The following is a 25,919-nucleotide window of genomic DNA, read 5'->3' as shown; positions in this document are numbered from 1 at the left end:
CTATCGGGACACTCTCTCTGACGGCCTCAGTCGTCTCCCCCCGTCGAAGCCTCCGTCGAGGTTGCTGATGACGGGCGTATCACTTTCCGGTCGCCGGTCGTGTTCACACTATGGTCGCCGACTTCGCCAGCGTCAAACGTCGCCTTCCCGATCGGGACCCGCTGCTTCAGGCCGTCGGCTTCGTCATCCTCGTCAACCTGATCGGCAGCCTCCCCGGCGTCCTCTCGACGAGCGATACGGCCTGGTTTCAACAACTCGAGAAACCGTGGTTCTACCCGCCCGGAATCACGTTCTCGGTCGCCTGGACGGTCATCTTCACGCTCCTCGGGATCGCGCTGTGGCTCGTCTGGCGCAGCGACTCGTCGGGACGGCGACTCGCGCTCGGCCTGTTCGCCGTCCAGATGGTGGTCAACGTCACGTGGACGCCCGCGTTCTTCTCGCTCGAGGCGCCGCTGGTCGCCTTCGGCATCATCGTCGTCCTCTGGGTGCTGGTTGCGGGGACGCTCGCCGCGTTCGCTCGCGTCGACCGACGCGCCGGAGCGTTGCTCGTCCCGTACATCGCGTGGGTGACGTTCGCCGCCGTGCTCAACGCCGAAATCTGGCGGCTCAACGCGTGAGCGAAGCTGGAACCCCCTTCAAACGCGTGGGTCCCCTCGAGGACGCATCTCCCCTCCGCCGCTTCTCACCCTCGCGCTTCGTTTGGCAACAACGGAATGAGGGCGATCGCCACGACGGCGAATCCGGCCAGCACGATGTAGCCCTCGTCGAAGTAGCCGTTGTCCGCGAGGATGCCGAACAAGGCTGGACTCGCGGCTCCGATGGTCATGTAAAACGTCCGTAAAAGGCCGAGTCCCGTCCCCTTCATGTCCGCGGGGAACGCCGCGGTCATGTACGGCAGCGTGATCGTCCCGTAGCCGAGGATGCTCGAGAGAAAGACCGTGCCGACGACGACGGGCCAAAAGCCCTCGAGAAACGGCAGTGCGACGAGCGAGACCGTGATCACGCCCAAGACGACGGGAAGCGATCGCCGAATGCCGAAGCTATCGTACAGTCGTCCCGTCAGGGGTTGGACGACGATGCCGAGCGCGAAGAACGCGCTGAACAGCCCCGTCGCCATCGCCTCCGAAAAGCCCTTCATCTCGATCAGGTACGTCGGATAGAGGCCCGTAAAGCCCTGCCAGATGCAGTACGTCAGGATCTGGATCACTGTGACGACGATGATGGCTGGGCGGCGAAGCTCCGCCACGACGTAGCGCGCGGCCTCGAGCGAGAGGCTGTCGACGGCGCTCGTGGCACCCGAGGTTCGGGCGGGGACGACGAGCCAGAGGAGGACGGCGACGAGCGCGAAGACGGGGACGGCGAGGCCGAAGCCGTACTGCCAGGCGAGCGTGGCCGCGATTCCCCCGGCGACGAGTGGGAGGACGGCGTTGCCGACCTCGCCGGCGGCCATCGTGATGCCGATCGCCGTCCCGTCGTTGTTCGGAAATACCGCCGAGAGAATCGTGAAGCGGGCGACGCCGTAGAGCGCCGTGCCGAACCCGAAACACGCCGTCGCGAAGAAGACCAGCGGTGCCGAGCCGGCGACGGCCACGACGCCGAGCATCACCGCCGAAATCGCCGTGCTGAGGACGAGGACGTTTCCCTCGCCGAGTCGGTCCGAGAGAATGCCACCCGGGAGCTGTCCGAGCGCGTAGGCGAGCCAGAGAACGGTCAGCAAAAAGCCGGCCGTCGTCAGGTCGAGACCCAGTCCGGACTGGAGGTAGGGCAACAACACCGGGTAGGCGAGTCTGACGCCGATCGAGAGACACCACCCGAGCGCGACGGCGAAGAGGATCTGTCCGCGACCGTCGGCGAGGACGTCCCGCACGTGCTGCCCGTCGAATCCGAGTACCTGTGCCACTGTCTGTGCCTTGGTCGGGCAGCCCCCAAGATCACACCGTTCAGCGACGGTGTTGCCGATACCGCTCGTATCAGGAAATCCCGACGCCGTCATCAACGACCGACGCTGCCGTCAAACCATCAAAAATCTCATACGATACTACTCAGATGACCGACGTATGACTGCAATCGAACTCCGCGGCGTGACCAAACGCTACGAGCGTTTCGGCCCTCTGAGAGGCCGATCGATCACCGCCCTCCACGACGTCGACCTCACCGTCCGATCGGGTGAGATATTCGGATTTTTAGGACCGAACGAGGCCGGAAAATCCACCACGATCGATCTCTTGCTCGACTACGCCGCGCCCACCGAGGGAACGGTTCGCGTCCTCGAGAACGACGTCGCCACCGAGAGCGCGGCGATTCGCCAGCGCGTCGGCGTCCTCCCCAACGGCTACGGAGCCATCGCGAGTCGTTCTCTCGTCGAAGTTGCTCACCGGAAAAATCGGCGGCCAGTTAGGCCGGCACGAATTCGACGACCAGCCAGGCCAGAACCCCCGCGTAGATCGGAATCGTCAGGTTGTCGTCGACGATGTAGTCGCCGATTCTGAGCTTGACGCCGTCGGCGATCGTCGCTCCCAGCGCCGCCGCGACGACTGCGAGTGGGAGTTCGTAGAGGAAGGGAGTCGCGATAATCGCGCTGACGACGAACATCGTGAGGAGCACCTTCGGCCCCTTGACGAATTTGAGGCTGTCGTCCGAGACGGCCCCGCTGATCGGATCGCCGAGCGCGAGCATCAACATCGCGGGGAGGGCGATCTGGGGGTCGAAGAGCAACACGGCGACCGTCATACTGACCATGTAGTAGCCGTAGCCCGCGAACTGGTCCTGTTCGTACTCACGCGTGAGTTTGTCGTAGATCGTCCAGTCTAATCCGACCTGCAGACGGAGGAACTCGAGTCCGATCGTCCCGACCGCGAGGACGACCATCAGCGCCTGAAACCGGGGCCACGTCAGCCCGAGGTCGGCGTAGTTCGCGAGGAGGTAAAGTGCGACGAGTCCCGCGCCACTCGAGTGGACGAGCCGTCGTTTCAGTTCGTCGGCCATCAGGCCAATCCTCGAAGGTCGGTACCTTCAGTCCGTCGGTTACGTCGTCTCGAACGAGAGGCGGTCCTTCGTGGTGTCCGTCACTCGCTGTCTGCAGGAGGTAGGGCCGGACGCGTTCAGGTGTCCGGCGGCTTGACGACGACGGAGCCGTCGTTCGAGACGGTTACGTGACAGCCCTCGTACGTGAATTTCGCCTCGACGGAGTGGTTTCGTGGTGACGCAAGGAGTGTGGAGAGGGCCTCCGGATCGACGATGTCGTAAAGCGGCGTCATCGAAACGAGCCGACAGTCGATGACGGTAGCGACGGTTTCGACGATCGCCAATGTGACTGTCTCCGTCCCCCCGTCGAAACGCGCGTGGAACGTCTCTGTCGTTGGGTCGTAACCCACGCTGTCATCGCTGACCGACGGCGTTTCCGTGCGTACTGTTTCATCGTTCATTAGACTTGAGTACGGGTGCAACGGCCTAAGAGGGGACGCTGACTAGTCAGTGTGCGTCCGCGCCGGATTTTTCGAAGAGGTGACGGAAGACGATCTGTTGGGCTTTGCGGAGGTGCTGGTTGAACGTCTGTCGTGTCACGTCGAATCGGTCCGCGAGTTCGTCGCCCGTGCTGGTTCGGGGTGAATCGAAGTAGCCGCCGAAGTACGCAGTGTCGAGTACGGCGAGTTGTCGCTCGGTGAGCGCGTCGGCGACGACGTCGTACAGCAGGTGCGGCGAGTAGACGAGGTCTTCCGACACCAGTTCGACGTTCGAGTGGAACTTCCGAATTCCGTCGGCTGCCTGGCGGGAGTCGACGTCGCCTGGCAACTCTCCGAGGAACCTGACCTCGTCCGGGGCGATGACGATGGTTCGGGCGCGGCCGCCGAGCGAAGTAAACACCTGCGAGACCGTCGACGATTCGGCGTGCGCCTCGACTCGGTTGTAGCCCTCGATCGAACTGAGCAGGCGGGCGTCGAGGTAGTGGGGAACCTCTTCGACTGCAACGATGAGGTCACTCGCGGGGAGGTCGGCGGTTCCCATGTACTGGACCGTCGTTCCATCGGGAAGGGGGACGACCGAATCGATATCGAGGTGGATCTCGCTGTCTTCGACGCGAAGGCTCGGCGGAACCGCCGACTCGTCGGCGCGGAACTCGAGGTGGCGAACGTGGTCGCTGGTCAATCGCTTTTCGCGGCGTTTCAACGCCGTCACGTCCTCGAACGCGACGACGACGAACTCGACGGCTCCCCCGTTGTCGTAGATGGGCGTCGTGTTGCTCGAGAGCCACCGTTCGGTGCCGTCGGAGAGTTCGATCCAGTGTTCGAACCCGAACTCCGGTTCACCGGTTTCGAACACGCGGGTGACGGGATTCTCCGATACCGGGACGGGATTTCCGTCGTCGTAGTAGATATTCCAGTCGGCGGCGTCGTACTCTCGGCTGGTGAGGTCCTCGCGCGCGAGGTCGAGAATTTCAGCCGCGCGTCGGTTCGCGTAGACCATCTCCCCCGCCGAATTGACGACGATGGTACCGACCGGAGTGACGTCGAACACTCGCCGAGCCAGATCACTCGGCGGCGTCCACTCGAGGTCGTTCGACCTGTATTCGGTCGCTCCGTCGATATCACTCTCGTCAGCTGATGAGTCCGTCACCGTTCCACCACCTCACGTGAACGCCATCGGTGTGGCTGTCGGTTGAACCGTTCGCCAGCGAGTAGACACCCTGTTCGTCTGTGCGTCGGATCGACCGTTCGGTCGGCGAGTCGATGCCACCCCATAGCTTCGATACGGTCTCAGCGGATATGTGTGTTCCACAGGTCACCCATTGTGACGGTCCGTCACGATCACGTTGGCCGGCGACGGTCCTCCGGGAAGATTCCTTCTGGAAGGTACGCGGAGACGACCCAGTTCGGGGCATTGACCACTTCGCTCACCTTGAGGTCGACGGCGGCCGAACACAGCATGTACGCCTCCGTTCGGCCGAGCCCGCGTTCGGCCTGCATGTGGTCGATCTGCTGGCGAATCGCCGTTCTGGCGGCTGCCAGCAGATCGTCGCCGACGCCAGTCGTCCCGTACATCGGCTCGTCTCGGCCGGTCGGCGTGAACGGGCCCGTCGTCTCGAATCGGGGCTGTTCGATCGGGGAGTCCGAGCGGATGTCGAAGCGACACGTCACCGTCATCGGCGCCTCGATGCCGGTTCCACAGACCTCGCCGTCGCCCTGTGTGGCGTGACAGTCGCCGATCGAGAACAGCGCGTCCTCGACCGCGACGGGGAGGGACAGCGTTGACCCCGCCGTGAGGTGCTTGATGTCTACGTTCCCGCCAACGGACCGCGGCGGGAAGGTGCTGTGTGCGCCGTCCTCGGCTGGTGCGACCCCGATCACGCCGGGGAACGGGTCGATCGGAACCTCGATCCCGTCGACGAACCGGGCGACGCCGTCCTCGAGTTCCCAGACGTGGAGCGCAGGCTCCGGAAACTCGTCAGCGAGCAGTCCGAGTTCGAGTTCCCCGGGGAGAACCAGCGTCTGTCCCCAGCCGTGATGTTCGAGTTCGAGCAGTTCGACCTCGAGTACGTCCCCCGGACGAGCGCCCTCGATTGCGATCGGACCCGTCAGCGGGTGGATTGGCTCGACGTTTAGCGTCGCGATATCCGCGGCCGTCGAGCCGGGACCGAGCTGCCCGTTCGTCGCGTCTCGACACTCGAACCGGACGACGTCGCCCGGCTCGACCGTCGCCACCGGCTCGAGGTCGTTGTTCCAGTTACTGTGAACGGCGTCGTCGTCCGCGCTCACCCGATAGTCCGCCGCGTCACTCTCGTCTGACATTCGAATACAGTATGTACGCCAGTAGAATAAAGGGTACTGCGACGATCGGTCTTCGAGTCAGCCGCGGAGTGATTTCGGAAACGTGGCGCGTTACAACTCCTCGAACTCGAGGTCGCCCTCCCGAATCGCCGAGAGCGTCTCCGCCAGTCCGTCGACGGGCAGTCGCGTCTGGTCGGTCGTGTCTCGTTCGCGGACCGTGACGGTCGTCTCCTCGTCCTCGACGGTCTCGTAGTCGATCGTCACGCAAAACGGCGTGCCGACCTCGTCCTGGCGGCGGTATCGCCGGCCAATGTTGCCCGAGTCGTCGTAGGCGATCGAGAGCCCCGCTTCCCGGAGGTCGTCGACGACGTCGTCCGCGACAGCCTCAAGTTCGTCGTCGCTTTGCAGCGGGAAGACGCCGACGAAGGTCGGGGCGACCTCGGGCTCGAGTTCGAGGTACGTCCGCTCCTCGCCGTCGACCTCGTCCTCGCGGTAGGCGTGGTGGAGCACGGTGTAGACCAGTCTGTCGACGCCGAAGGAGGGTTCGACCACGTGGGGGACGATATGCTCGCCCGCCTCCGTCTGTTCTTCGACCGCGAAGCCGGTCTTCTCGACGGGGAGTTCGTGGCTCTCACCCTCGAGTTCGATTTCGACGCTCTCACCCTCGAATGCCGCGCGGTTGCGGCCGGCCAGTGTCTCGAGTTTCTCGACGACGGCCTGCGCGTCGCCGCCGAACTCCGGACCGAGGTAACTCATGTCAGGGTCGACGGTGGCGCGTTCGACCGTCTTCGGTTCGTCGTACTGCTTGAACACGGTGAATCGGTCGCCGGAGTGTTCGGCGTGTTTCGAGAGGTCGTAGTCGCCGCGGTAGGCGAAGCCGGCCATCTCGATCCAGTTGCCGTCGATTTCGCTCTCGGCGTCCCAACAATCTGCCGCGTAGTGGGCGCGCTCGCCCGAGAGGTGTTGGCGGAACCGGAATCGGTCCATGTCGACGCCGACGGCGTCGTACCACGGCTTGGCGACGCCGAGGAAGTAGGCGACCCACTCATCGCCGATGATACCCTCCTCGACGGCGTCGCCGATGGTCGTCCGGATCTCGTCGCCGTCCTCGGCGTTTTGCTCGCTGGCCGGGTAGAGCGTCACCGCGACGTCTGCGACCGCTTCGAGGTCGGGTTCGTCCTCCTCGGGATCGACGAAGAACTCGAGTTCGGCCTGCGTGAACTCGCGGGTCCGAATGATCGAGCGCCGCGGGCTGATCTCGTTTCGGTAAGCCCGACCGATCTGGGTCACGCCGAAGGGAAGCTGATTCCGGGCGTACTCCTTCAGTCGGGGAAACTCGACGAAGATGCCCTGTGCCGTCTCGGGGCGCAGGTAGCCCGGATCGGAGTCGCCTGGGCCGATGTTCGTCGCGAACATGAGGTTGAAGTTCTCGACGGCGACGTCTGCGAGGCCGCTACCGCACTCGGGGCAGACGAGTTCGTGTTCGGCGATGACCTCCTCGACTTCCGGAATTGGGAGGCTCTCTGCGTCTTCGTACTCCGTGTTGTCCTCGACGAGGTGGTCCGCACGGCTGCTCGTCTCGCACTCCGGACACTCGATTAGCATGTCGTCGAAGCCGTCGAGGTGGCCCGACGCCTCGAAGACGGGTTCGGGCATGATCGTCGGCGCGTCGATCTCCATGTTGCCCTCGGCGACGGCGAAGCGGTCGCGCCAGGCGTCTTCGACGTTGCCCTTCAACGAGGCTCCCTGCGGACCGAAGGTGTAGAAGCCGCCGACGCCGCCGTAGGCTCCCGAGGACTGGAAGAAGTAGCCTCTCCGCTTGGCCAGTTCGACCAGTTTCTCGCTCGTCGGTTCCGCTGCGTCGTCGGTCGGTTCTGTGTGCTGGTGTTCACTCATAGAGGGCCTCCAGCAGGTCGACGTCACAGACGATGCCGACGAGTTGCTCGCCCGTGACCATCGGAATCTGCTCGATGTCGTTGGTGATCATCTTCTGTGCGGCGTCCTGGATCGACGTCTGGGCCGACACCGTCACTACGTCGTCGGTCATGAACTCGCTGACCGGCCCGTTCGGGATCTCGATGTCCCGCGTGGGGAGGTAGCGGCTGCCGACTCCCTTGATTCCCTCCCAGGACCACTGGGAATCTTGATCCGGGAAGTTGTTCCCCGTCTCCTCTTCGCCCTCGACGATACGCGCGACGTCGATGATGTCGACTTCCGTGAGGACGCCGTTCATCTGCCCCTCGTCGTCCAGCGCGACGGTGTATGGGACGTTCGCGTAGTACAGCTCCCGCTCGGCGACCGGCAGCGGTGCGCCCTCGTAACTCGTGTTCACGTCGGTGCTCGCGTGTTCGTCGACGGCCCCGTCGGTCTCTTGGTCGCCCGCTGCGATCGCGTGAATCACGTCGGTGACCGTGACGATCCCCTCGAATTCGCCGTCGACGACTGGGACGCGCCGTGCTCCCTCCTCGACCATCGTTCGCGCGACGTCCTCGAGCGCGGTCTCGGCTGTCGTCGTCGGGACGTCGTCCATCAGCATCACGAGTTGGTCCTCGTCGGGTTGTTCGATCAGGACGTCCCGCGAGACGAGTCCGCGGTACTCGAGGCCGTCGTCGGTCTCTTTGACGACCGGAACGGACGAGAACGACCGTTCTTGCAGGTACTCGAGGACGTCCGAGCGGGTGCCGGGTAGTTCCACGGTGACCACGTCCTCGCGAGCCGTCATGGCGTCGGCTACGTTCATATCCCCACGCTACGGCGAAAATGAGTATAAACCCAGTGTTTCACTGGTCCGTGATTTCGCTGATTGATCAGATCGCGTGAGAATTCAATCCGACGAGTTTATATACGGGTGAGAGACACTCTCATACATGGCGACGAACTCCCACGTCGTATCGTCCGACGAAACCGTCGTTGGGTCGATCGACTCGAGCGACTCGAGTACGGACTACGTCATCGCCGATATTTCGGCCGACGGAGCCTGGTTATCGATGCAAGCGGACGACGCACCGTCACTCCCGGCATGGCGATAATCTCTGCTAATCGGTCCATTCGATTCTGCTGGCACGTCGACTCTGCTTCTCTCGATTGACGCACGTCTGTCCCGAGTGCCGTCGCTTCGACCCTCGAGTTACCACACTAAAAGAATGCGAGTACGTTCGTCCGGTACAGCGGAGTCCGCTCAGACGAGGCCGACGCCCACCGCGTAGGGCCACTCGACCGTACTGACCGCCAGCAAGAGCACCGTCATTCCGAGCAAGCCGACGTTCTTGAGAAAACTGTTCAGTTCGTCCTGTCGTTGGTCCTCGGGAACGGCCCAGAAGTCGTGCATCATCGGCGTCGCGACGACCAGGAAGCCCGCGAGTGCGCCCGCCGCGAGCGTGGGGAACGCACCCAGTGCAACCGCGAGTCCGCCGAGCACCAAGACGACACCGGAGGCACCGACGGAGAGCGTCGGTGCCGGTGCGCCTTTGTATTCGGCGTAGCCCGCCATCTCCTCGAGATTCAGGAAGTGGTTGAGGCCGATGAACGCGATTACTCCGCCAAAGAGAATGCGCGCAGCGAGGAACAGTTCGTCAGCAAAGGCTCCATCGAACGTCTGGAGCGCAGCCGTTTCGATAGCAAATATCATCGTGCACTAGTTTCTGAGGGACCAGATAGATATAGGCGTTCCCGGACATCGGTTTCCCCGGGTGACGGCGGTGTTATCGGCCGATTTAGACAAATGGTGCCACAGACCGCGCTGTCAGATACCGTCTATAGTACCACCTGAAACGGATTACACACTGCTCGTCGAACCGTCTGGCGATCAGCCGTGCACTGACGTGCAGTGGCTAGTACAGTTTTGTCGGTGACGTGCGTAGGGGCGTTCGATGGTCGGTCCACGCCCGCGAGACGAACAGGGAGCCGATGCGACGGACGAGTTCGGGACGCGACCGGAGAGCGATCGCTACACCGCTGCGACCTTTCTCTCGGCGCTCGTCCCGACGGCTCTCGCTCGTCGAGCGATCACCGTCTCGCTCGAGACGACTCGAACGGTCTACGAACGCGGCGACCCCGTCGAACTCACAGTCGAGTTCAAAAACCGATCGCCGCTTCCCGTCTCGATTCCGACGCCGCGCCGACGCCGCTGGGGGTGGACGTTCGACGGCGAACTCGAGGCCACCGACGAACGACTGTTCACCCGAGAGCGTCCATCAACGTTCGAATTTCACGGCGGCGAGCGAAAACGAGCGACGGTCACCTGGAACGGTCGACTCAAGCGCACGACCGATGATCGGGCTGACACTCGCTACGAGTCCGTGCTCCCCGATGCCGGTGAGTACGAACTTCGCGCGTTCGTCGCGACGCACAACGGCCGTTACCAGCCGAGTGACTCGACGACGATTCGCCTCGAGTAACGACTGGCCCTCGAGTTCTCGCACCTGCTTGCGCCTGAGGAGGAGTTACTGCACGTGAGACGAGAGAGAGAGAGAGAAGAAAACGGAGGGCGACGTAGCGTGTAGATGGTCGGTAGACAGGATCGCTGGGAGAGAGGGAGGGAGTAGACGAGAGGAGGGTAGTAGCGAGAGAGAGACGGTGTAGACGAGAGGGAGGGCGAACTGTTGCGGTCGCAGTTCCTGCTTATCCGGTGAGGAAGCCACCGGGTGGGATCTGTCCCGTTGGGCTGTCCTCGTTGGTCTCGTCGTCTGCACCGAACTCCGGCGAGTGCTCGATCGTTCGTCGTGCCTTTGCGAGTCGTTGCGTGCCTGCCGTGAGGGTAGCGAGGATCTTACTCATACACGAGTAAAGACGAGCGCCACGCACATAAGTATTTTCGAGATGAACAATTGTGTTAGTTCGACCGCGATTGCTGCCCTCGAGTAAATCTCCAAATGGGCCTTTCCAGCCGTCTCGAGTGCAAATTCACCAATTGGTGTGAACCAAACGATCGAGTCACGAGGCCATATCACAAACATACAAAATCAGACACAACAACCGACTTTCGGTCGAACCGTCTGTCAGCGGTGTCGATGACACGCTGCGAAGTGCGTTCCCGACCCGTACTCGGACTCGAGTTCGTAGGACGGTCGTTCCTGTGCGCAAATACTGCGCTCGGCGAACGACTCGAGGAGGAGGTCGGTCGCTTCTTCCCAGTTCTCTTCGACCTCGTCGTCGCCGTCAGGCGTCCGTTCGCCGCCCTGTCGGTCGGTCGCAATCAGGTCGATGGCATCGCGTACGACCTCGCCAGCCTCGTCCCAGGGGAGCGTGCCGCCGAAGAACTCCGCCTCGAGTTCCTCGGCCGTCATCGGTTCGAACGTTCGCCGTTTGACCGCCCGCATGAACGTGCGAACGTGAGCCCACTGCTCGTCGGGCAGGTCGTACTCGTCGGGAGCGATGAGTTCCGGACACCGCGTTCGGAACCGACAGCCCGATGGTGGATTCTGTGGGCTCGGCACCTCTCCCTCGAGCACTCCGCGAGCGCCCTCGTTTCGGGGGTCCGGGACGGGAATCGACTCGAGCAACGCCTTCGTGTAGGGGTGTTGGGGATTCTCGAACAGTTCCTCCTTCTCCGCAATTTCGACGATGTGACCGAGGTACATCACCGCGACGCGGTCGGAGATGTGCCGGATGACCGAGAGGTCGTGGGCGATGAAGAGATACGTTAGTCCGAACTCCTCTTGGAGTTCTTCCATCGTGTTCATCACCTGCGCCTGAATCGAGACGTCGAGCGCGGAGACGGGTTCGTCACAGACGACGAAGTCGGGGTCGACCGACAGCGCCCGTGCGAGGTTGATCCGCTGGCGCTGCCCGCCGGAGAAGGCGTGTGGATACCGATTGTAGTAGGCCGGATCGAGCCCGACTTTCCCGAGGAGTTCCTTCGCCCGTTCGCGTCGGAGTTCGTCTTTCGACGTCGAGACCGAAACGGCAACCGAGATGGTGCCATCCGACTCGACCGACGCCGTCGCCTCGAGGTGCTCGGGAACGGTCGCCGTCACGCCGTACTCGTCTCGAGCGACCGTCACCGGCACCGTTGCCACGCCCCCATCGTCGGGTTCGACGACGAGGTCGACGTCGTCCGCGACGGTAACGTCGACCGGCTCGTCGACGTTCTCGACCGTGACCGACGCCGTCGTCGCCACGTCCGGATCCGACTTCGGCATGTCGTGGGCGCGCATGGGTTCCTCGACGATTTGGCCCATCTTCATCCGCGGATCGAGCGACGACTGGGGGTCCTGGAAGATCATCTGGATCTCCGAGCGCTTCTGGCGCAGTTCCTCGCCGGAAATGTCCGCGAGGTCCTCGCCTTTGAACTCGATCGTCCCGTCGGTCGGATCGACCAGTCGTAAGAGCGAGCGACCCAGCGTACTCTTCCCACAGCCGGACTCGCCGACGAGACCGAGCGTCTCGCCGCGTTTGATCTCGAAACTCACGTCGTCGACGGCTTTCACCTTCTGCTGGCCGAGACTGACCGGCGGGAACTGATCCGGCTCGAACGAGATACTCGAGAATAGCCCCGAACTCTGGGTGAAGTACTTCTTCAACCCGTCGACGTCGACCAGCGTCTCACCGAAGGCGACCCGCTCGTCGCCCTCCGCCGACTCGCCAGTCTCCTGTTCGTCGGCGACGTTGCTCACCTCGCTCATCGGTCCTCACCCCTCTCCGGCGTCGTCGTGAGCTGTGGCGCTTCCTCGAGTGGTGCGCTCTCGTCGTAGCCCACGTCGAAGGCGTCGTGTTTGATACACGCCGATCGATGGACGTACTCGCCGTCTCGAGCGACTTCCGCCGGTTCGGGGTGGACGCGCCGACAGGCTTCTCTGGCGTCCGGACAGCGCGTGTGGAAGCGACAGCCCGCCGGCGGATCGACGGCCTCGGGCATCACCCCGCGGATCGCCTCTAAGTCCTCGACCGTGCGGTCGGGTCGGGGCATCGAGTTCAACAGCGCGTTCGTGTAGGGATGGTGCGTGTCGTGGAACAACTCGTCGACCGGCGCTTGCTCGACGATCTCGCCGAGGTACATCACGTTCACCCGATCGCAGATCTCGGCGACGACGCCCATGTCGTGGGTCACCCAGATGAAGCTCGTATCGTACTTCTCCTGTAAGTCGTCGACGAGGTCGAGAATCTGGCCCTCGACGGTCACGTCGAGTGCCGTCGTCGGTTCGTCGGCGATGATGAGACTCGGCTCACAGGCCAGCGCCATCGCGATGAGCACGCGCTGGCGCATTCCGCCCGAGAACTGGTGTGGGTACTCGCCGTATCGGTCCTCGGGATCCGGAATGCCGACTTCCCGAAGCATCTCGATCGCTTCCCGTTTCGCCTCGTCTTTCGAGAGGTCGCGATTGAGTTCGATGAACTCGCGGAGTTGGCCGCCGACCGTAAAGACCGGATTGAGCGACTCCATCGGATCCTGAAAGATCACGGCGATTTCGTTGCCACGGATCTGCTGGCGAACTTCTTGCTCGGAGAGCATCTCCGCTCGCTCTCGAGGCTCGCCGTCCGGCCCCTCCTCGAGGCCGAAGATGGTCTGGCCCTTGTAGGTAATTTCGCCGGCGACGATTTCGCCGGGATTCTCGACTAGTCGCAACAGACTCATCGAGGCGACTGATTTGCCGGCGCCGCTTTCGCCGACGAGACCGACGATTTCGCCTTCGTCGACGGTAAAGGAGATTCCGTCGACGGCACGAACGGTACCGCTCTCGGTGAAGAACTGTGTCTTGAGGTTTTCGACGCGAAGGAGTGGTTCAGCCATACTTATTCGTTGAGTCGTGGATCGAGGGCGTCTTGGAGGCCGTCGCCGAAGAGGTTGAATCCCATAATCGTGATGAGGATCGCGAAGCCCGGCCAGATCGAGAGCCAGACGTTCGCGTGCATGTAGCCGTGGGCGACGTTCAGCATCTCGCCCCAGTCGGGGGTCGGCGGCTGCGCGCCGTAGCCGAGGAACGAGAGGCCGGCGACGATGAGGATCGTCACACCGATCTGAAGCGTCGCGTAGACGAGAACCGGTGCGAAACTGTTCGGTATCACGTGTCTGAGGATGATGTGTCTGTTTTTCACCCCCGAGGCGCGCGCCGCTTCGATGTAGTCCATCTCGCGGACGGACAACACCTCGCTGCGGATGATCCGCGCGAACACCGGGATGAACGTGATTCCGACGCCGATGACGGCGTATCTGATGTCGGGTGTCCCACCGCTCACGAAGACCGTGAAGACGATGATGAGGATCAGTGGCGGAATCGCGTAGATCGTCTCGACACTACGCATGAGGATGTCGTCGACCTTTCCACCGTAGAAGCCGGCGACGGCACCGATGGCCGTTCCGCCGACGAATCCGATGAGCGTCGAGACGATGCCGACGCTCACCGACACTTGCGCCCCGTAGACGAGTCGGGTGAAGTAATCCCGTCCGTCCGGATCGGTGCCGAGTGGGTGGCTCATCGAGCCGTCGACGTGAAACGCAGGCGGCACGTTCTCCTCACCTTGTCCCGGCGGTGGAATCCGCTCTGGGTGATCGAATATCGGGAGCATCTCCGCGAACGTGAAGTCGGAGACGGCTCCGAGCGTGAGTCGCGAGAGGTTACTATCGATCATCGTGTACGCCGAGATGAGTAAGACGAGGACGACGATGTAGAGCCCCCATCTGGCGGTCGTATCGTCTTTGATCTTCTTCACCGAGTGTCGCCAGCCGAACTCCGCCTCGACGGTGTCGGACGATTTGCCGTCGTCGACCTGTGATTCACCGATCGCCATCGTTAGTCCTCACCTCCATACGTAACTCGCGGATCGACGTACGCGTAGGAGATGTCGGTGATGATGACGCCGATGATGAATATCGTCCCGAAGATGAGCGTTACTCCCATGATCAACTGATAGTCGAGGTTGTGAATCGCATCGATGAACAGCCGTCCCATTCCGTTGATGTTGAAGACGTACTCGACGAGCACCGCGCCGCCGAGTGCCGTCGACAGGTTCAATCCGATGATCGTGATGATCGGCAACTGCGCCGTTCGGAAGGCGTGCTTTCGGAGGATCGTCCGCTCTGAGACGCCGTAGGCTCGAGCGAGTTTGACGTACTCTCCTTGCAGCGATTCGATCATCTGCGTGCGCTCGATACGCATCAGCGTCGCCATCTGTAACGTTCCCAGCGCGATCATCGGTAGCAGCAGGTGCCGAACGATCTGGAACACGTGCTCGGGCCACCCACCCAGCGTGTACTGGCTGAATATCGCCCCAACGACGGGAAGTTGCTCGAGCGGTCCGGGCCACCCGGTGTAGCCGTAGGCCTCGGGTGACCACCACGGATAGACGAGGCCGGTCGACGGGAACCACCCGAGTTGGACGGCGAAGATGATGATGAGCATGATGCCGATCCAGAACGACGGCGTGCTGACGCCCAGCAGTGCGACGATGCGCGAAATGTGGTCTGCTGGCTCGTTTCGTCGCTTCGCGGCGAGGATACCGAGTGGTATCGACGTGACGATCGCGAACGCATACGCCGACAACACGAGGAGAAGCGTTGGTCCGAGGCGACTCATGATCAGATCAGAAACGGGCTGGTTGTAGTGAAAACTCTGCCCGAGGTCGCCTTGCAATACCCCAGTCATATACGAGATGTACCGTTCGTGTACGGGTTCGTCGAGTCCGTACCGTTCTTCCATCGTCTGGATCAGGTCCTCGTCGACTTCCTGTCCCTGCAGCATGATCTGGACGGGGTCGCCGGGTGCCAGATTCGCGAGGGCAAACGTGATAATCGTGATTCCGAACAGTACGGGAATCGCTTGCACGAATCGGTACAGTGTGTATCGAAGTAGTCCCATCTCGAAATCGTCTGTTAAATTGGTGTCTCTTCCGTTTTTGGTGAAACGCGAATGGACGTTTGCGGCCGCCGACCGGCCGCGTCGAATCGCAAACTGGCTGTCTCTCAGTCGTCAGTCGTCGTCGACCCAGACGTTTCCGTCTCCGGAGACGACGTGTGGGTTGTACTGCATCTGCGGGTGGACGTGCATGTCCTTGATATGCTCGCCCGTCGCCATCGAGTTGTGTTCCGTGAAGATCGGCAGTGCCGGAACTTCCTCGATAATCTCGCCGATCACGTCGGTGTAGAGTTCTTCGCGTTCCGCCTGGTCCCCGGTTTCGCGGGCTGCGATGATGTTGTCGTGGAAGTCGTCGCTTCCGTCGTAGAAGTGACCCTGATTGAGACTCTCCTGACTCTCGTGGAAGTTGGGGTAGAGATACTGGTCGGGGTCGGGTCCGCCGGTCCACCCGGAGATGTACAGTTCGTAGTCGTCCGGATCGCCCTCACTGTAGACGGTCTGATCCAGCATCTGGTCGAACGCCATCGTCTGGACTTCCATGTCGTAGCCGATTTCGTCGAGGCGTTGAGCAACGCGTTCGGCGAGCGTCGCTCGCTCGTCGTCGGGAGCCATGAACGTCGGATTCCAATCGTCCGGAGCGTTCTCGTCGAGTAACTCCTGTGCGAGATCGGGGTCGTAGTCGGGATAGGCCTCCCCCCAGTCGTCGAGCGGGAAGTCCCACAGTTCGTTCGTGATCGGTGACGTCGGCGTCACGACCGGCGCTGCCGCGTTGTACAGGTACGTCTCGACGTAGTCCGTCGCCGAGAACGCGTGAGCGATGCCGCGACGAACGTCCGCGTCGGCCGTTCCCGCCCCGTCGTTACAGTTGAAGAACATGTACGCGACCGACGGGCTCTCCGCGACGTGTGCGTTGATGTCGTCTTCGCCGTCGATTTCGTCCCAGTCGGCGTTTGGCACGTCACCGATCGCGTCCGTGTCCCCAGCCAGAATCTCACCAACGCGACTCGAGTCGTCGACGTTGTCCTCGAATCGAATCTCCGCGAGGTACGGCAGCGGGTCGTCCCAGTAGTCGTCGTTTCGCTCGAGTTCGACGTACTCGCCCATCTGGTAGTCGCTCCACATGAACGGCCCGGAGCCGATCGGATCGGTGTTGAACGCTTCGGTGTCGTCCGTTCGGGCGTCTTCCGGAACGATGTTGACTCCCTGATTGAACATCTCCCAAGGTCCGTAGGGGAACTCGAGATCGACTTGCAACTGAGTGTCGTCGATGATCTCGATGTCATCGATCATGTCGTAGGACGACATGTTCGGCGTCTCTTCTTCGACGGGAGCCAAAAACGAGTGTGCCACGTCGTCGGCGGTCAGTTCGTCGCCATTGTGGAACTCGATTCCGTCGTGGATCTCGTAGATGAATCGCGTATCGTCACGCTCGACGTCCGGGAAGTCGACGGCAACCTTCGGCTGGAGTTCGTACTCGTAGTCGAACTCGTAGAGGCTGTCGTAGAGGAGGTTAGCGACTTGCATACTGTATGCGTCGTTCGAGACGACCGGATCGAAGTCGTCGTCTCGCTCGAGTTCCTGCGTGTAGACCATCGTGCTCTCCATCGCAGCGTCTTCGTCGTCCGGTTCGTCTCGCTCGTAGTCGTACTCGTCCGGATCGATGATTTCACCGTCGCCATCGTCATCGCCGTTCCCACCAATACACCCTGCGAGCGCAATTGCCCCTGCGGACGCTCCAGTGACAAGTACTCGCCGTCGAGTTGCACCCTTGTTGTTACCTCTCATACTACTCATCCTGCCGATGGCAAAACTCTTATTAGTTTTGGTTTTTCACCCAGTTTGCACTTACTTTACACCATCGATCATTGAATAACAATCCTCGTGAGATTTGCATATTATCAACAACGAGTCCATTTGTACACTATTGCCCAACAATATACATCGGGTTTATCGTTGCTCGAGGGTGATATCGCTCTGGCGACATCCCGCGCGTGCACCGATCGTCGCGAGCCGTCGTCCGCTCGAACGCCACGACCAGTAGTATTTTTCTCCTGGGGGTACAGTGCCTTCCTATGAACTATCGCGCTGTCGAAACTACGTCCGAGTATGTCGCTCGCCTCGAGACCGGGGCCGACTGGCGGGCCCAAATCGAGTCACTCGCACGCGAGGTCGACGCCGGTGGGGCCTGGTTTAGCGCACTCGGTGCTGTCCAGGACGCCGAACTCGCCTTTTACGATCAGGACGATCTCGAGTACTACGCGATCGACGCGGACGAACCCCTCGAGGTCGCGAGTTGCATTGGCAACGTTTCCTGGCTCGACGACGAACGGTTCGCGCACACGCACGCGGTCCTTTCGGGACCAGACGGCGAGACGATCTCCGGCCACCTGAACGAGGCGACCGTCTGGGCCGGCGAAGTGTACATGCGCGTCTTCGAGGACGACCTGGTGCGCGAACACGACGAGACGACCGACCTCGACCTCTGGCTCTGATATGCGCGAGGAGGACCGCCAGTACTTCACCCGACTCGAGTCACAGTTAGACGAGGCGTTCGAGGTCGCCGAAACCGCCAAAGAACGCGGCGCGGATCCCGAACCCGAAGTCGAGATTCCCGTCGCAAAGGACATGGCCGACCGTGTCGAGAACATCCTCGGCATCGACGGCGTCGCCGAACGCGTCCGCGAACTCGAGGGCGAGATGTCCCGCGAGGAGGCGGCCCTCGCCCTCGCCGAAGACTTCGCCGAAGGCCGCGTCGGCGACTACGAGACGAAAGCGGGCAAGATCGAGGGTGCAGTCAGGACCGCGGTCGCCTTGCTGACCGAAGGTGTCGTCGCCGCGCCCATCGAGGGGATCGACAGGGTCGAACTCCTCACGAACGACGACGGGAGCGAGTTCGTCAACGTCTACTACGCCGGTCCGATCCGCTCCGCGGGCGGGACGGCACAGGCGCTGTCGGTCCTCGTCGCGGACTACACGCGCGCGTTGGTCGGCATCGAACAGTTCAACGCGCGCCAGGAGGAAGTCGAACGCTACGCCGAAGAGATCGCACTCTACGACAAGGAAACGGGCCTTCAGTACACGCCGAAGGCGAAGGAGGCCAAGTTCATCGCCAAACACCTCCCGATCATGTTGGACGGAGAGGCCACCGGCGACGAGGAGGTGTCGGGATTCCGAGACCTCGAGCGCGTCGACACCAATAGCGCCCGCGGTGGCATGTGTCTGGTCCTCGGGGAAGGTATCGCGCTCAAGGCACCGAAGATCCAGCGCTACACCCGCAATCTCGACGAGATCGACTGGCCGTGGCTCCAGGACTTGATCGACGGCAACTACGCCGACAAGTCGGCGGACGATTCTACTGGGGACGACCCAACAGGCGACAGTGACAGCGACGGCGACAACGGTGACGCGGCCGACGAGTCGACGGACGGCGACGACGCGGATGCGACACCCGAAGACGCCGCGGACCCCGACGCCGATGAAGCCGGTGTCGACGGCCCGTCGGGCCCCCCGCGAGCGGATCCCTCGAAGAAGTTCCTTCGGGACCTGATCGCCGGCCGGCCAGTCTTCTCACATCCCAGCGCCGAAGGCGGATTTCGCCTCCGCTACGGCCGCGCACGCAATCACGGGTTCGCGACCGGCGGAATCCATCCCGCAACGATGCACCTCGTCGACGACTTCCTCGCAACGGGAACCCAGATCAAGACCGAACGGCCCGGGAAGGCCCACGGAATCATCCCCGTCGACAGCATCGACGGTCCGACCGTCAAACTCGCAAACGGCGACGTCCGCCGGATCGACGACCCCGAGGAAGCCCTCGAGATCAGAAACGGCGTCGAGGCCATCTTGGACGCCGGCGAGTACCTCGTCAACTACGGCGAGTTCGTCGAGAACAACCATCCACTCGCACCCGCCTCATACGTCTACGAGTGGTGGATTCAGGACCTGAAGGCCGCCGGCGCAGACGTCCAGGCCCTCGAGGACGATCCGCGAATCGACCTCGAGTTCCCCGCACCCGAGAACGCCCTCGAGTGGGCCCTCGAGTACGACGCACCGCTTCACCCACAGTACACGTACACCTGGCACGACCTCTCGGTCGACGCGTTCTGTGCCCTCGCGGCCACCGTCGCCGAGGGCCGAATCGAGGCCGCTGGCGAGACGGGTGATACGCTCGTTCTCGAATACGACGAATCGACTGCCGAGGCCCTCGAGACGATCATCGTCGAACACCGCCAGCGCCCGGACGAGGGGCGACTCGAGGTCGACGACTGGCGGCCGTTCGTCAGCACGCTCGGCTGTGAGCCCCGGCAGGCGGTCGCCGACGGCGCGACGCTCGAACCCGACGCACAGACGCCCCAGATCGAACTCGAGCGAACGTGGGCCGACGACGACCTCTCCGAGCGCGCTCGGACGTGGGGCCACGAAACCGAGGGGGACAACGCCATCGAAGCGCTCAACGAGGTCGCTCCCTTCGAGGTCCGCGAGCGTGCACCGACGCGCGTCGGCAATCGGATGGGTCGCCCCGAGAAGTCAGAGCGCCGGGACCTGAGTCCCCCCGTCCACACCCTCTTTCCGATCGGCGAAGCCGGCGGCGCACAGCGAAACGTCGCGGATGCGGCCACGCACGCGGAGACGATGGCCGACACGCCGGGTGTCGTCGAGGTCCAGATCGGACGGACGTACTGTCCGTCCTGCGCCACCGAGACGTTCAAAAACCGCTGTCCGGAGTGCGAGACTCGAACGAAACCGGACTATCGCTGCCCGGATTGTGACGAACGGATCGAACCGGACGAAGCGGGCCGCGTCGAGTGTGGCCACTGCGAACGCGAGGCGACCTGCGTCGAAATCCGCGAAGTCGACATCCACGAGGAGTACCGTGACGCCCTCGAGTCGGTCGGCGAACGCGAGAACGCCTTCGAGATTCTGAAAGGGGTCAAGGGGCTCACCTCGACGACCAAGATCCCCGAACCGATCGAGAAAGGCGTCCTTCGGGCGAAACACGACGTCTCGTCGTTCAAAGACGGAACCGTCCGCTACGACATGACCGACCTCCCCGTCACGTCGGTCCGCGCGCGCGAACTCGACATCGACGTCGGCCAACTCCAGGCTCTCGGCTACGAGGAGGACATGCACGGCGACCCGCTGACCCACGAGGATCAACTGGTCGAACTCAACGTGCAGGACATCGTCCTCTCCGACGGCGCGGCCGAGCACATGATGCAGACGGCCGACTTCATCGACGACCTTCTGGCGCAGTACTACGGCCTCGAGCCCTTTTACGAACTCGAGGATCGACAGGACCTCGTCGGCGAGTTAGTGTTCGGGATGGCACCGCACACGAGTGCCGCAACTGTCGGAAGAGTGATTGGATTCACGAGTGCCGCAGTCGGATACGCACACCCGTACTTTCACGCCGCGAAACGGCGTAATTGTGACGGTGACGAAGACTGCGTTATGCTCCTCATGGACGGACTTCTCAATTTCAGTAGAAGTTTCTTGCCGGACAAGCGAGGCGGGCGGATGGACGCCCCGCTCGTCATGTCCTCGCGAATCGATCCCTCCGAAATCGACGACGAGGCCCACAACATGGACATCGCGAGCCAGTATCCACGCGAATTCTACCTCGCCACCCTAGATCAGGCCGACCCCGAATCGGTCGAGATTCAACTCGGCGAGGACACGCTCGGCACCGACGGCGAGTACACCGGTTTCGAGCACACCCACGACACCACCGACATTGCCATGGGGCCCGACCTCTCGGCGTACAAGACGCTCGGCTCGATGATGGACAAGATGGACGCCCAACTCGAGATCGCGCGGAAACTCGAGTCTGTCGACGAGACGGACGTCGCCGAACGAGTCATCGAGTACCACTTCCTGCCGGACCTGATCGGGAACCTTCGGGCCTTCTCTCGCCAGGAAACTCGCTGTCTCGACTGCGGCGAGAAGTTCCGCCGGATGCCCCTGACCGGCGACTGCAGAGAGTGTGGCGGCCGAGTCAACCTCACCGTCCACAAAGGGTCCGTGAACAAGTACATGCAGACCGCGATTCAGGTCGCCGACGAGTACGACTGTCGAGACTACACGAAACAGCGACTCGAGGTCCTAGAACGCTCGCTCGAGAGCATCTTCGAGAACGACAAGAACAAACAGTCGGGAATTGAGGACTTCATGTAGTGAACCACGCGGTAACTTCTCCATAGCAGTGAACGATAGCGTGATCTCGCCGTTTGATTCACAGAACTAGCAATATACGGGGTCAGACGAGCCCGAGTGCTGGAAATAGCAACGCAATGCTCCCAGCGACTAGCCCGTAACCGATCAGGACCATTATGACGTATCCCCACACATCGCGAACCTGTAACCCGGCAATACCGAGAACCGGTAGTGCCCAGAAGGGGTTGAGCAAGTTTGTCCACACGTCACCCACGGTATAGGCTGAGACGATCGCTGCGTGTGAAACACCCATACTCTCTGCGACAGGGTGTATCACTTCCGCAGTCACGATATACTGGCCGCCTCCCGATGGCACGAACACGTTAATGATTCCAGTTATCACCCACACGAAGAACGGGAACGTTTCTGCTGAAGACACTGTGGTGATGGAATCGATGAGTACTGCTGTCAGCCCAGTTCCGATCAGGATCCCTTGAATCCCACCGTAAAACGGGAATTGGAGAATCACCTGTCCACACCGCTCTGCGCCATCTGTTATTGCCTTGGCGTAGCTGACTACGTTACCATGAAGGGCGATACCTATCGTGAGGAATATCAGGTTCATGGTATTGAGTTCCAACATCTCGAGTGCGCCCTCAGATAGTATGAGCCACAGTGAAACTGACCCTCCCAATAGAACGATAATGATGTTGAATAGTCGCGAGCCGTTGAAACGATCTGCGAGCGACGCCGAGTCGAACTCCATCTGATACTCTGGGAGTAAATCGTCCACTTCGTCGTCTGGGAGTGGTTCCGTGTTCTCCTGCGTTGGATAGATGAAATATATGATGACTAATAGGATGAAGAACGCTCCCCAGACCATCGAGAGGTGGAAGAGACTGAACACCGTTTCGTTGAGTGGGATCAGCCCGATATGATCTTCCATGAAATGATCGGGTGTGTTGACCAACAGTGGTGCTGTCTGTGATATTGATCCTGCAGACCCAACCGTCGCTGAGGCGTAAGCCATGGCAACGGTAAACCCGAAATCGACGTCGTCTCGCTCTTTACCGAGGAACACTGCATAGAGGGCTGAGGCAACCAGTCCGAGTCCCCAGTGGATGAGGGTAACAAGAAATCCGAAGATAGCGATCGAGATGTACGCCTGGAGGGGAGTATTTGGAATGCGAACTAACCGATTGATCCCGCGTCTCGTCACGGGCGCAGACGCAATTCCGTATCCTGTCACAATTATTATGACAAGTTGCATCGCGAATTCGAGAAAGCCCCAAAACTCATTGTTCCATTCTATGACAATTTCTGACGGGCCAGTAGATGTCATCAAGAGTGCTGCAATACATGCGATGAACGTGAGAATTATCGCAAAAACAAACGAATGAGGCATGTATTTTTCTACGCCAACACTCAAACGGCTTGTCATTCTCTTGAGTATGTTTGTCACAACCACGGAACTATTACCGTTGCTATTAAATATTATGTTGAGTTCCTAACAAAATCTCTTTGGTCTAGTTACTGACCTCCGTCGGCCACAAACGACTCGAGCAATTCGAGATGTCTGCTCGAAAATTACACACCCATCGCTCGCCACGTTGGGTCGTTTACTCTCTCGTTCGAGTCACTCCCGGTATCCCAGCTTTCGGATACGCCTCCTCTGAATCACGTAATTGCGTTCGAGTCTCCGAGAGCCACCGCATCAAGCGTTCGTTGAACGCCTCGGGTCGCTCTCGAGGTGCCCAGTGACCGCAGTCGTCGACGATTTCGAGCGTCGCGTTCGGGATCCGATCTGCCGCTCTGACCGACCACTCGGGGGGCACGAGTGGATCCTCTTTGCCGTGGACGAGCAGCGTCGGGATGGAAAGCGACTCGAGGTCGTCGACGTAGTTCGTCTCGACGCGTCCGTCGAATGCGAGTTCGTTTCGCTGAAACGCGCTAAACGCTCGCATCGATCCGGGCTCTCTCAGCTTCGTTCGCACGTCTTCGACGAACGGTTCGGGGAGTTCGCTGGCGTCGGCAACGAGATTGTCGAGGACCAGTCGTGCCGTACCCGGCGTGACCCCCGCGGCAAATTTTCCGAATTCGGTCATACCGGGCACCTGTGACTGGAGTTTCCAGGACAAGGCGGACGGCAATTTCTCACCGAGGCCGTAGCTGTCGACGAGCGCCAACCGGTCGACTCGGTCGGGGTGTTCGAGGGCGTAGCCCAGCGCGACACCACCACCCATCGAAATGCCGACGAGCGATACCATTTCGCCGGGGATTGTTTCGACGAACCCCTCGAGTACGTCGACGTAGGACTCGGTCGTGTGTGTCACGTCCCCCGTGCTCTCTCCGTATCCCGGCCAGTCCGGTGCGTAGACGCGATAATCCTCGGCGAGAGCATCGACCGTGTGACGCCACGATATACTCGCGTCGTCGACTCCGGCACCGTGACAGAGCACAATCGGGGGGCCACTCGTCCCGGCCCGTCGGTAGGAGAGTCGACACCCACGAACGGTAGCGACGCCGGTTCCCGTCATCGTGTCGTTGTGTCGGTCGAGAGCGATTCGAGAGCCCGAACGACGTACGACGGCTCCTCGAGTCGAACTGTAGTAAGTGATGGAGGGCGCATGTCCAGCAGTTGGGCTGGTCACTTGTGGCTGTTTCTATCGATGACTCGTTCGCAAGCCATTCCCAGACGTCACGATTGCATATCGCATATAGGGGTTTACTAACCCGTTCCATCGTTACACACGACACTCACGAAAACGTGTCCTACAGCCTGCCTGAACACCGTATCGCCTTTATTACCTCCCTCGGCATGGGGGCACACATGGCCATAGAACGCGACCGCCCAGACCTCGGGTTCGGAACGGCCGTCTACACCGACGACGGAGAGAAAATCGGCCACATCCGTGGCTTCTCCGAAGACGGCTTCTACGTCACGCTACGCGACGGTTTCGAGGGAATGAGTGTCGAACACGTCCGTTCGGGCCACGAATTCGGCGAGGCACACCTGATGTGGCGGTGTCTCGAGTGCGGCGAGATGGGCCCACTCGACACTGACTTTCCCGACACGTGCCCCTCCTGTGGAACCGGTCGGGAAGACCTCTACTACTGGACCGAAGACTGACGCGGTAACACTCCGACGCGAAGACGCAAATCGTTTTTATCGTACTTGCAGTGGTTGGTCCATGAACATCGTCGTTTTCGGAGCCGGGAGTGTGGGGAGCCTCGTCGGGGGGCTTCTCGCGCGCGAACGATCGAACGACGTCACGCTCGTCGGCCGAGACCCCCATGTTAGTGCGATTCAACGCTCGGGACTCGAGATCCGAGGCGAACTCGAGGCATCGACGGCCCCGGCTGCAACCACCGACGGCCGACACCTCGAAGGTGACCTCGCGATCGTGACGGTCAAATCGTTCGACACGGTCGCTGCCGCCCGCACACTCGCGACGGGCTCGTTCGACGCCGTTCTGTCGTTGCAAAACGGACTGGGGAACGAAGCGACGATCGAAACACACCTCGAGTGTCCAATTCTCGCCGGAACGGCTTCCTACGGGGCGATGCTGGTCGAACCGGGTCTCGTCGAGTGTACTGGTATCGGGGAGGTCGTTCTCGGGCCTCGAGACGGGGGGAAATCGCGGCGTGCAGACGAAGTCGGGGCACTGTTCGATTCGGCCGGTCTCGAAACGACGGTCGACGAGGAGATGCCCCGTCGCCTCTGGGAGAAACTCGCCGTCAACACCGGTATCAACCCCGTGACGGCACTAACGCGAACTGACAATGCAGCGGTGCTCGAGGACGAGGCTCGTCCTCTCGCACGTGCCGCCGTTCGTGAAACTGCACGTACCGCACGAGCCACTGGTATTTCGCTCTCGAATCGTGAGGCGCTGGCTGCACTGGAATCGGTCGCGAGTGACACCGCTGCGAACACGTCTTCGATGCATCAGGACGTCCTCGCTGGCCAACGTACCGAAATCGATTCGCTCAACGGCTATGTCGTCGATCAATCCGCCAAAGTTGGTGTGGAAACCCCGATGAACCACTCCCTCACGTCCCTCGTTCGAACGTGGGAACGAGGACAGGGTCTTCGCTAACGCAGCCTCTAAACCATATTACGATATATAGAATTGTTCCTCGATCGCTACTATCGAACTTCTTCGTGACGGTTGCTGTGGCTTGTCGGGACGAACAGGCTCACGGTCACTGT

At 61.4% G+C, this 25,919-nt stretch carries 23 protein-coding genes and 1 pseudogene; 8 read left to right on the top strand and 16 right to left on the bottom strand.

The features are described from left to right. Positions 1-110 precede the first annotated feature (110 nt). Positions 111-617 carry a TspO/MBR family protein gene (locus BLW62_RS15755; RefSeq protein WP_090507995.1) on the top strand — a complete coding sequence of 169 codons (507 nt, stop codon included), beginning with the start codon at positions 111-113 and terminating at the stop codon, positions 615-617. Positions 618-682: 65 nt separating this feature from the next. On the opposite strand, the gene BLW62_RS15750 is transcribed toward BLW62_RS15755, so the two are convergent. Continuing rightward, entirely contained in the window at positions 683-1,993 is a 1,311-nt protein-coding gene (locus BLW62_RS15750) for an MFS transporter (RefSeq protein ID WP_090507994.1), read from the bottom strand. Between the two features lie 64 nt (positions 1,994-2,057). Between BLW62_RS15750 and BLW62_RS15745 the strand changes: the two are divergent. Beyond that, positions 2,058-2,357: pseudogene (locus BLW62_RS15745) on the top strand (ATP-binding cassette domain-containing protein); the annotation flags it as partial. 37 nt (positions 2,358-2,394) lie between these two features. Here the strand turns inward: BLW62_RS15745 and BLW62_RS15740 are convergent. The 6 genes from BLW62_RS15740 to BLW62_RS15715 form a co-directional block, all read right to left on the bottom strand. Further along, positions 2,395-2,985, bottom strand: coding sequence for a diacylglycerol/polyprenol kinase family protein (locus BLW62_RS15740; RefSeq protein WP_090507993.1), 591 nt, complete (start codon positions 2,983-2,985; stop codon positions 2,395-2,397). 116 nt (positions 2,986-3,101) lie between these two features. Further along, positions 3,102-3,425, bottom strand: coding sequence for a HalOD1 output domain-containing protein (locus tag BLW62_RS15735; RefSeq protein ID WP_090507992.1), 324 nt, complete (start codon positions 3,423-3,425; stop codon positions 3,102-3,104). Positions 3,426-3,471: 46 nt separating this feature from the next. Then, positions 3,472-4,584 carry a bacterio-opsin activator domain-containing protein gene (locus tag BLW62_RS15730; protein WP_245726734.1) on the bottom strand — a complete coding sequence of 371 codons (1,113 nt, stop codon included), beginning with the start codon at positions 4,582-4,584 and terminating at the stop codon, positions 3,472-3,474. A gap of 221 nt (positions 4,585-4,805) precedes the next feature. Further along, positions 4,806-5,786, bottom strand: coding sequence for an acetamidase/formamidase family protein (locus BLW62_RS15725; RefSeq protein WP_090507990.1), 981 nt, complete (start codon positions 5,784-5,786; stop codon positions 4,806-4,808). A 90-nt stretch (positions 5,787-5,876) separates the two neighbouring features. Continuing rightward, on the bottom strand, positions 5,877-7,661 hold the full coding sequence (gene glyS / locus BLW62_RS15720; protein ID WP_090507989.1) for a glycine--tRNA ligase: 1,785 nt from the start codon (positions 7,659-7,661) through the stop codon (positions 5,877-5,879). Beyond that, the gene (locus tag BLW62_RS15715) at positions 7,654-8,505 is read right to left on the bottom strand and encodes a CBS domain-containing protein (protein WP_090507988.1); all 852 of its coding nucleotides are present in this window, start codon (positions 8,503-8,505) and stop codon (positions 7,654-7,656) included. Before BLW62_RS15715 ends, glyS begins: the two co-directional genes overlap by 8 nt. A gap of 127 nt (positions 8,506-8,632) precedes the next feature. Between BLW62_RS15715 and BLW62_RS18810 the strand changes: the two genes are divergently transcribed. Then, on the top strand, positions 8,633-8,794 hold the full coding sequence (locus tag BLW62_RS18810; protein WP_175459774.1) for a DUF7556 family protein: 162 nt from the start codon (positions 8,633-8,635) through the stop codon (positions 8,792-8,794). 149 nt (positions 8,795-8,943) lie between these two features. Here the strand turns inward: BLW62_RS18810 and BLW62_RS15710 are convergent, their stop codons facing one another. Then, on the bottom strand, positions 8,944-9,393 hold the full coding sequence (locus tag BLW62_RS15710; RefSeq protein WP_090507987.1) for a DoxX family protein: 450 nt from the start codon (positions 9,391-9,393) through the stop codon (positions 8,944-8,946). Between the two features lie 241 nt (positions 9,394-9,634). Here BLW62_RS15710 and BLW62_RS15705 point away from each other — a divergent pair, with 241 nt between their 5' ends. Then, positions 9,635-10,162, top strand: a complete 528-nt coding sequence (locus BLW62_RS15705; RefSeq protein ID WP_090507986.1) for a DUF7974 family protein — start codon at positions 9,635-9,637, stop codon at positions 10,160-10,162. Positions 10,163-10,385: 223 nt separating this feature from the next. Here BLW62_RS15705 and BLW62_RS18805 read toward each other — a convergent pair whose 3' ends face one another. From BLW62_RS18805 to BLW62_RS15675, 6 genes are all read right to left on the bottom strand, one after another. Next, positions 10,386-10,541: a hypothetical protein gene (locus tag BLW62_RS18805; protein WP_175459773.1), complete on the bottom strand. Its 156-nt coding sequence runs from the start codon at positions 10,539-10,541 to the stop codon at positions 10,386-10,388. Between the two features lie 221 nt (positions 10,542-10,762). Continuing rightward, a complete protein-coding gene (locus BLW62_RS15695) occupies positions 10,763-12,388 on the bottom strand; it encodes an ABC transporter ATP-binding protein (RefSeq protein ID WP_090507984.1) in 1,626 nt (541 codons plus the stop codon). Further along, a complete protein-coding gene (locus BLW62_RS15690; protein ID WP_090507983.1) occupies positions 12,385-13,494 on the bottom strand; it encodes an ABC transporter ATP-binding protein in 1,110 nt (369 codons plus the stop codon). The genes BLW62_RS15695 and BLW62_RS15690 overlap by 4 nt, the downstream gene beginning before the upstream one ends. Positions 13,495-13,496: 2 nt before the next feature. Next, complete coding sequence (locus tag BLW62_RS15685) at positions 13,497-14,492, bottom strand: ABC transporter permease (protein ID WP_090507982.1); 996 nt, start codon at positions 14,490-14,492, stop codon at positions 13,497-13,499. Between the two features lie 2 nt (positions 14,493-14,494). Then, entirely contained in the window at positions 14,495-15,559 is a 1,065-nt protein-coding gene (locus BLW62_RS15680; protein ID WP_090507981.1) for an ABC transporter permease, read from the bottom strand. A gap of 111 nt (positions 15,560-15,670) precedes the next feature. Continuing rightward, positions 15,671-17,341, bottom strand: coding sequence for an ABC transporter substrate-binding protein (locus BLW62_RS15675; RefSeq protein ID WP_175459772.1), 1,671 nt, complete (start codon positions 17,339-17,341; stop codon positions 15,671-15,673). A gap of 287 nt (positions 17,342-17,628) precedes the next feature. Here BLW62_RS15675 and BLW62_RS15670 point away from each other — a divergent pair, with 287 nt between their 5' ends. Further along, a complete protein-coding gene (locus BLW62_RS15670) occupies positions 17,629-18,048 on the top strand; it encodes a PPC domain-containing DNA-binding protein (RefSeq protein WP_090507980.1) in 420 nt (139 codons plus the stop codon). A gap of 1 nt (position 18,049) precedes the next feature. Then, a complete protein-coding gene (locus BLW62_RS15665; RefSeq protein ID WP_090507979.1) occupies positions 18,050-21,730 on the top strand; it encodes a DNA polymerase II large subunit in 3,681 nt (1,226 codons plus the stop codon). A gap of 82 nt (positions 21,731-21,812) precedes the next feature. On the opposite strand, the gene BLW62_RS15660 is transcribed toward BLW62_RS15665, so the two are convergent. Continuing rightward, positions 21,813-23,171, bottom strand: coding sequence for a short-chain fatty acid transporter (locus tag BLW62_RS15660; protein WP_090507978.1), 1,359 nt, complete (start codon positions 23,169-23,171; stop codon positions 21,813-21,815). A 157-nt stretch (positions 23,172-23,328) separates the two neighbouring features. Next, positions 23,329-24,246 carry an alpha/beta fold hydrolase gene (locus BLW62_RS15655; protein ID WP_090507977.1) on the bottom strand — a complete coding sequence of 306 codons (918 nt, stop codon included), beginning with the start codon at positions 24,244-24,246 and terminating at the stop codon, positions 23,329-23,331. Between the two features lie 293 nt (positions 24,247-24,539). On the opposite strand from BLW62_RS15655, the gene BLW62_RS15650 reads away from it, so the two are divergent. Further along, positions 24,540-24,839: a DUF7130 family rubredoxin-like protein gene (locus tag BLW62_RS15650; protein ID WP_090507976.1), complete on the top strand. Its 300-nt coding sequence runs from the start codon at positions 24,540-24,542 to the stop codon at positions 24,837-24,839. Positions 24,840-24,900: 61 nt separating this feature from the next. Next, on the top strand, positions 24,901-25,806 hold the full coding sequence (locus BLW62_RS15645) for a ketopantoate reductase family protein (protein WP_090507975.1): 906 nt from the start codon (positions 24,901-24,903) through the stop codon (positions 25,804-25,806). Positions 25,807-25,919: the final 113 nt, after the last annotated feature.

The organism is Natronorubrum sediminis (assembly GCF_900108095.1).
GTDB classification, from domain to species: domain Archaea; phylum Halobacteriota; class Halobacteria; order Halobacteriales; family Natrialbaceae; genus Natronorubrum; species Natronorubrum sediminis.
Note: the sequence above shows the minus strand (reverse complement) of the source record. Positions and strands in the feature narration are given on the sequence as shown.

What these genes read in the sequence shown, in the direction of transcription:
- BLW62_RS15750 (WP_090507994.1), bottom strand. Translation starts at nt 1,993, where the DNA reads ATGACGGCGTCGGGATTTCCTGATACGAGCGGTATCGGCAACACCGTC.
- BLW62_RS15665 (WP_090507979.1), top strand. Translation starts at nt 18,050, where the DNA reads ATGCGCGAGGAGGACCGCCAGTACTTCACCCGACTCGAGTCACAGTTA.
- BLW62_RS15670 (WP_090507980.1), top strand. Translation starts at nt 17,629, where the DNA reads ATGAACTATCGCGCTGTCGAAACTACGTCCGAGTATGTCGCTCGCCTC.
- BLW62_RS15685 (WP_090507982.1), bottom strand. Translation starts at nt 14,492, where the DNA reads ATGGCGATCGGTGAATCACAGGTCGACGACGGCAAATCGTCCGACACC.
- BLW62_RS15735 (WP_090507992.1), bottom strand. Translation starts at nt 3,425, where the DNA reads ATGAACGATGAAACAGTACGCACGGAAACGCCGTCGGTCAGCGATGAC.
- BLW62_RS15650 (WP_090507976.1), top strand. Translation starts at nt 24,540, where the DNA reads ATGGCCATAGAACGCGACCGCCCAGACCTCGGGTTCGGAACGGCCGTC.
- BLW62_RS15755 (WP_090507995.1), top strand. Translation starts at nt 111, where the DNA reads ATGGTCGCCGACTTCGCCAGCGTCAAACGTCGCCTTCCCGATCGGGAC.
- BLW62_RS15705 (WP_090507986.1), top strand. Translation starts at nt 9,635, where the DNA reads ATGGTCGGTCCACGCCCGCGAGACGAACAGGGAGCCGATGCGACGGAC.
- BLW62_RS15725 (WP_090507990.1), bottom strand. Translation starts at nt 5,786, where the DNA reads ATGTCAGACGAGAGTGACGCGGCGGACTATCGGGTGAGCGCGGACGAC.
- BLW62_RS15710 (WP_090507987.1), bottom strand. Translation starts at nt 9,393, where the DNA reads ATGATATTTGCTATCGAAACGGCTGCGCTCCAGACGTTCGATGGAGCC.
- glyS (WP_090507989.1), bottom strand. Translation starts at nt 7,661, where the DNA reads ATGAGTGAACACCAGCACACAGAACCGACCGACGACGCAGCGGAACCG.
- BLW62_RS15680 (WP_090507981.1), bottom strand. Translation starts at nt 15,559, where the DNA reads ATGGGACTACTTCGATACACACTGTACCGATTCGTGCAAGCGATTCCC.
- BLW62_RS18805 (WP_175459773.1), bottom strand. Translation starts at nt 10,541, where the DNA reads ATGAGTAAGATCCTCGCTACCCTCACGGCAGGCACGCAACGACTCGCA.
- BLW62_RS15695 (WP_090507984.1), bottom strand. Translation starts at nt 12,388, where the DNA reads ATGAGCGAGGTGAGCAACGTCGCCGACGAACAGGAGACTGGCGAGTCG.
- BLW62_RS15655 (WP_090507977.1), bottom strand. Translation starts at nt 24,246, where the DNA reads ATGACGGGAACCGGCGTCGCTACCGTTCGTGGGTGTCGACTCTCCTAC.
- BLW62_RS15675 (WP_175459772.1), bottom strand. Translation starts at nt 17,341, where the DNA reads ATGAGAGGTAACAACAAGGGTGCAACTCGACGGCGAGTACTTGTCACT.
- BLW62_RS15690 (WP_090507983.1), bottom strand. Translation starts at nt 13,494, where the DNA reads ATGGCTGAACCACTCCTTCGCGTCGAAAACCTCAAGACACAGTTCTTC.
- BLW62_RS15715 (WP_090507988.1), bottom strand. Translation starts at nt 8,505, where the DNA reads ATGAACGTAGCCGACGCCATGACGGCTCGCGAGGACGTGGTCACCGTG.
- BLW62_RS18810 (WP_175459774.1), top strand. Translation starts at nt 8,633, where the DNA reads ATGGCGACGAACTCCCACGTCGTATCGTCCGACGAAACCGTCGTTGGG.
- BLW62_RS15645 (WP_090507975.1), top strand. Translation starts at nt 24,901, where the DNA reads ATGAACATCGTCGTTTTCGGAGCCGGGAGTGTGGGGAGCCTCGTCGGG.
- BLW62_RS15740 (WP_090507993.1), bottom strand. Translation starts at nt 2,985, where the DNA reads ATGGCCGACGAACTGAAACGACGGCTCGTCCACTCGAGTGGCGCGGGA.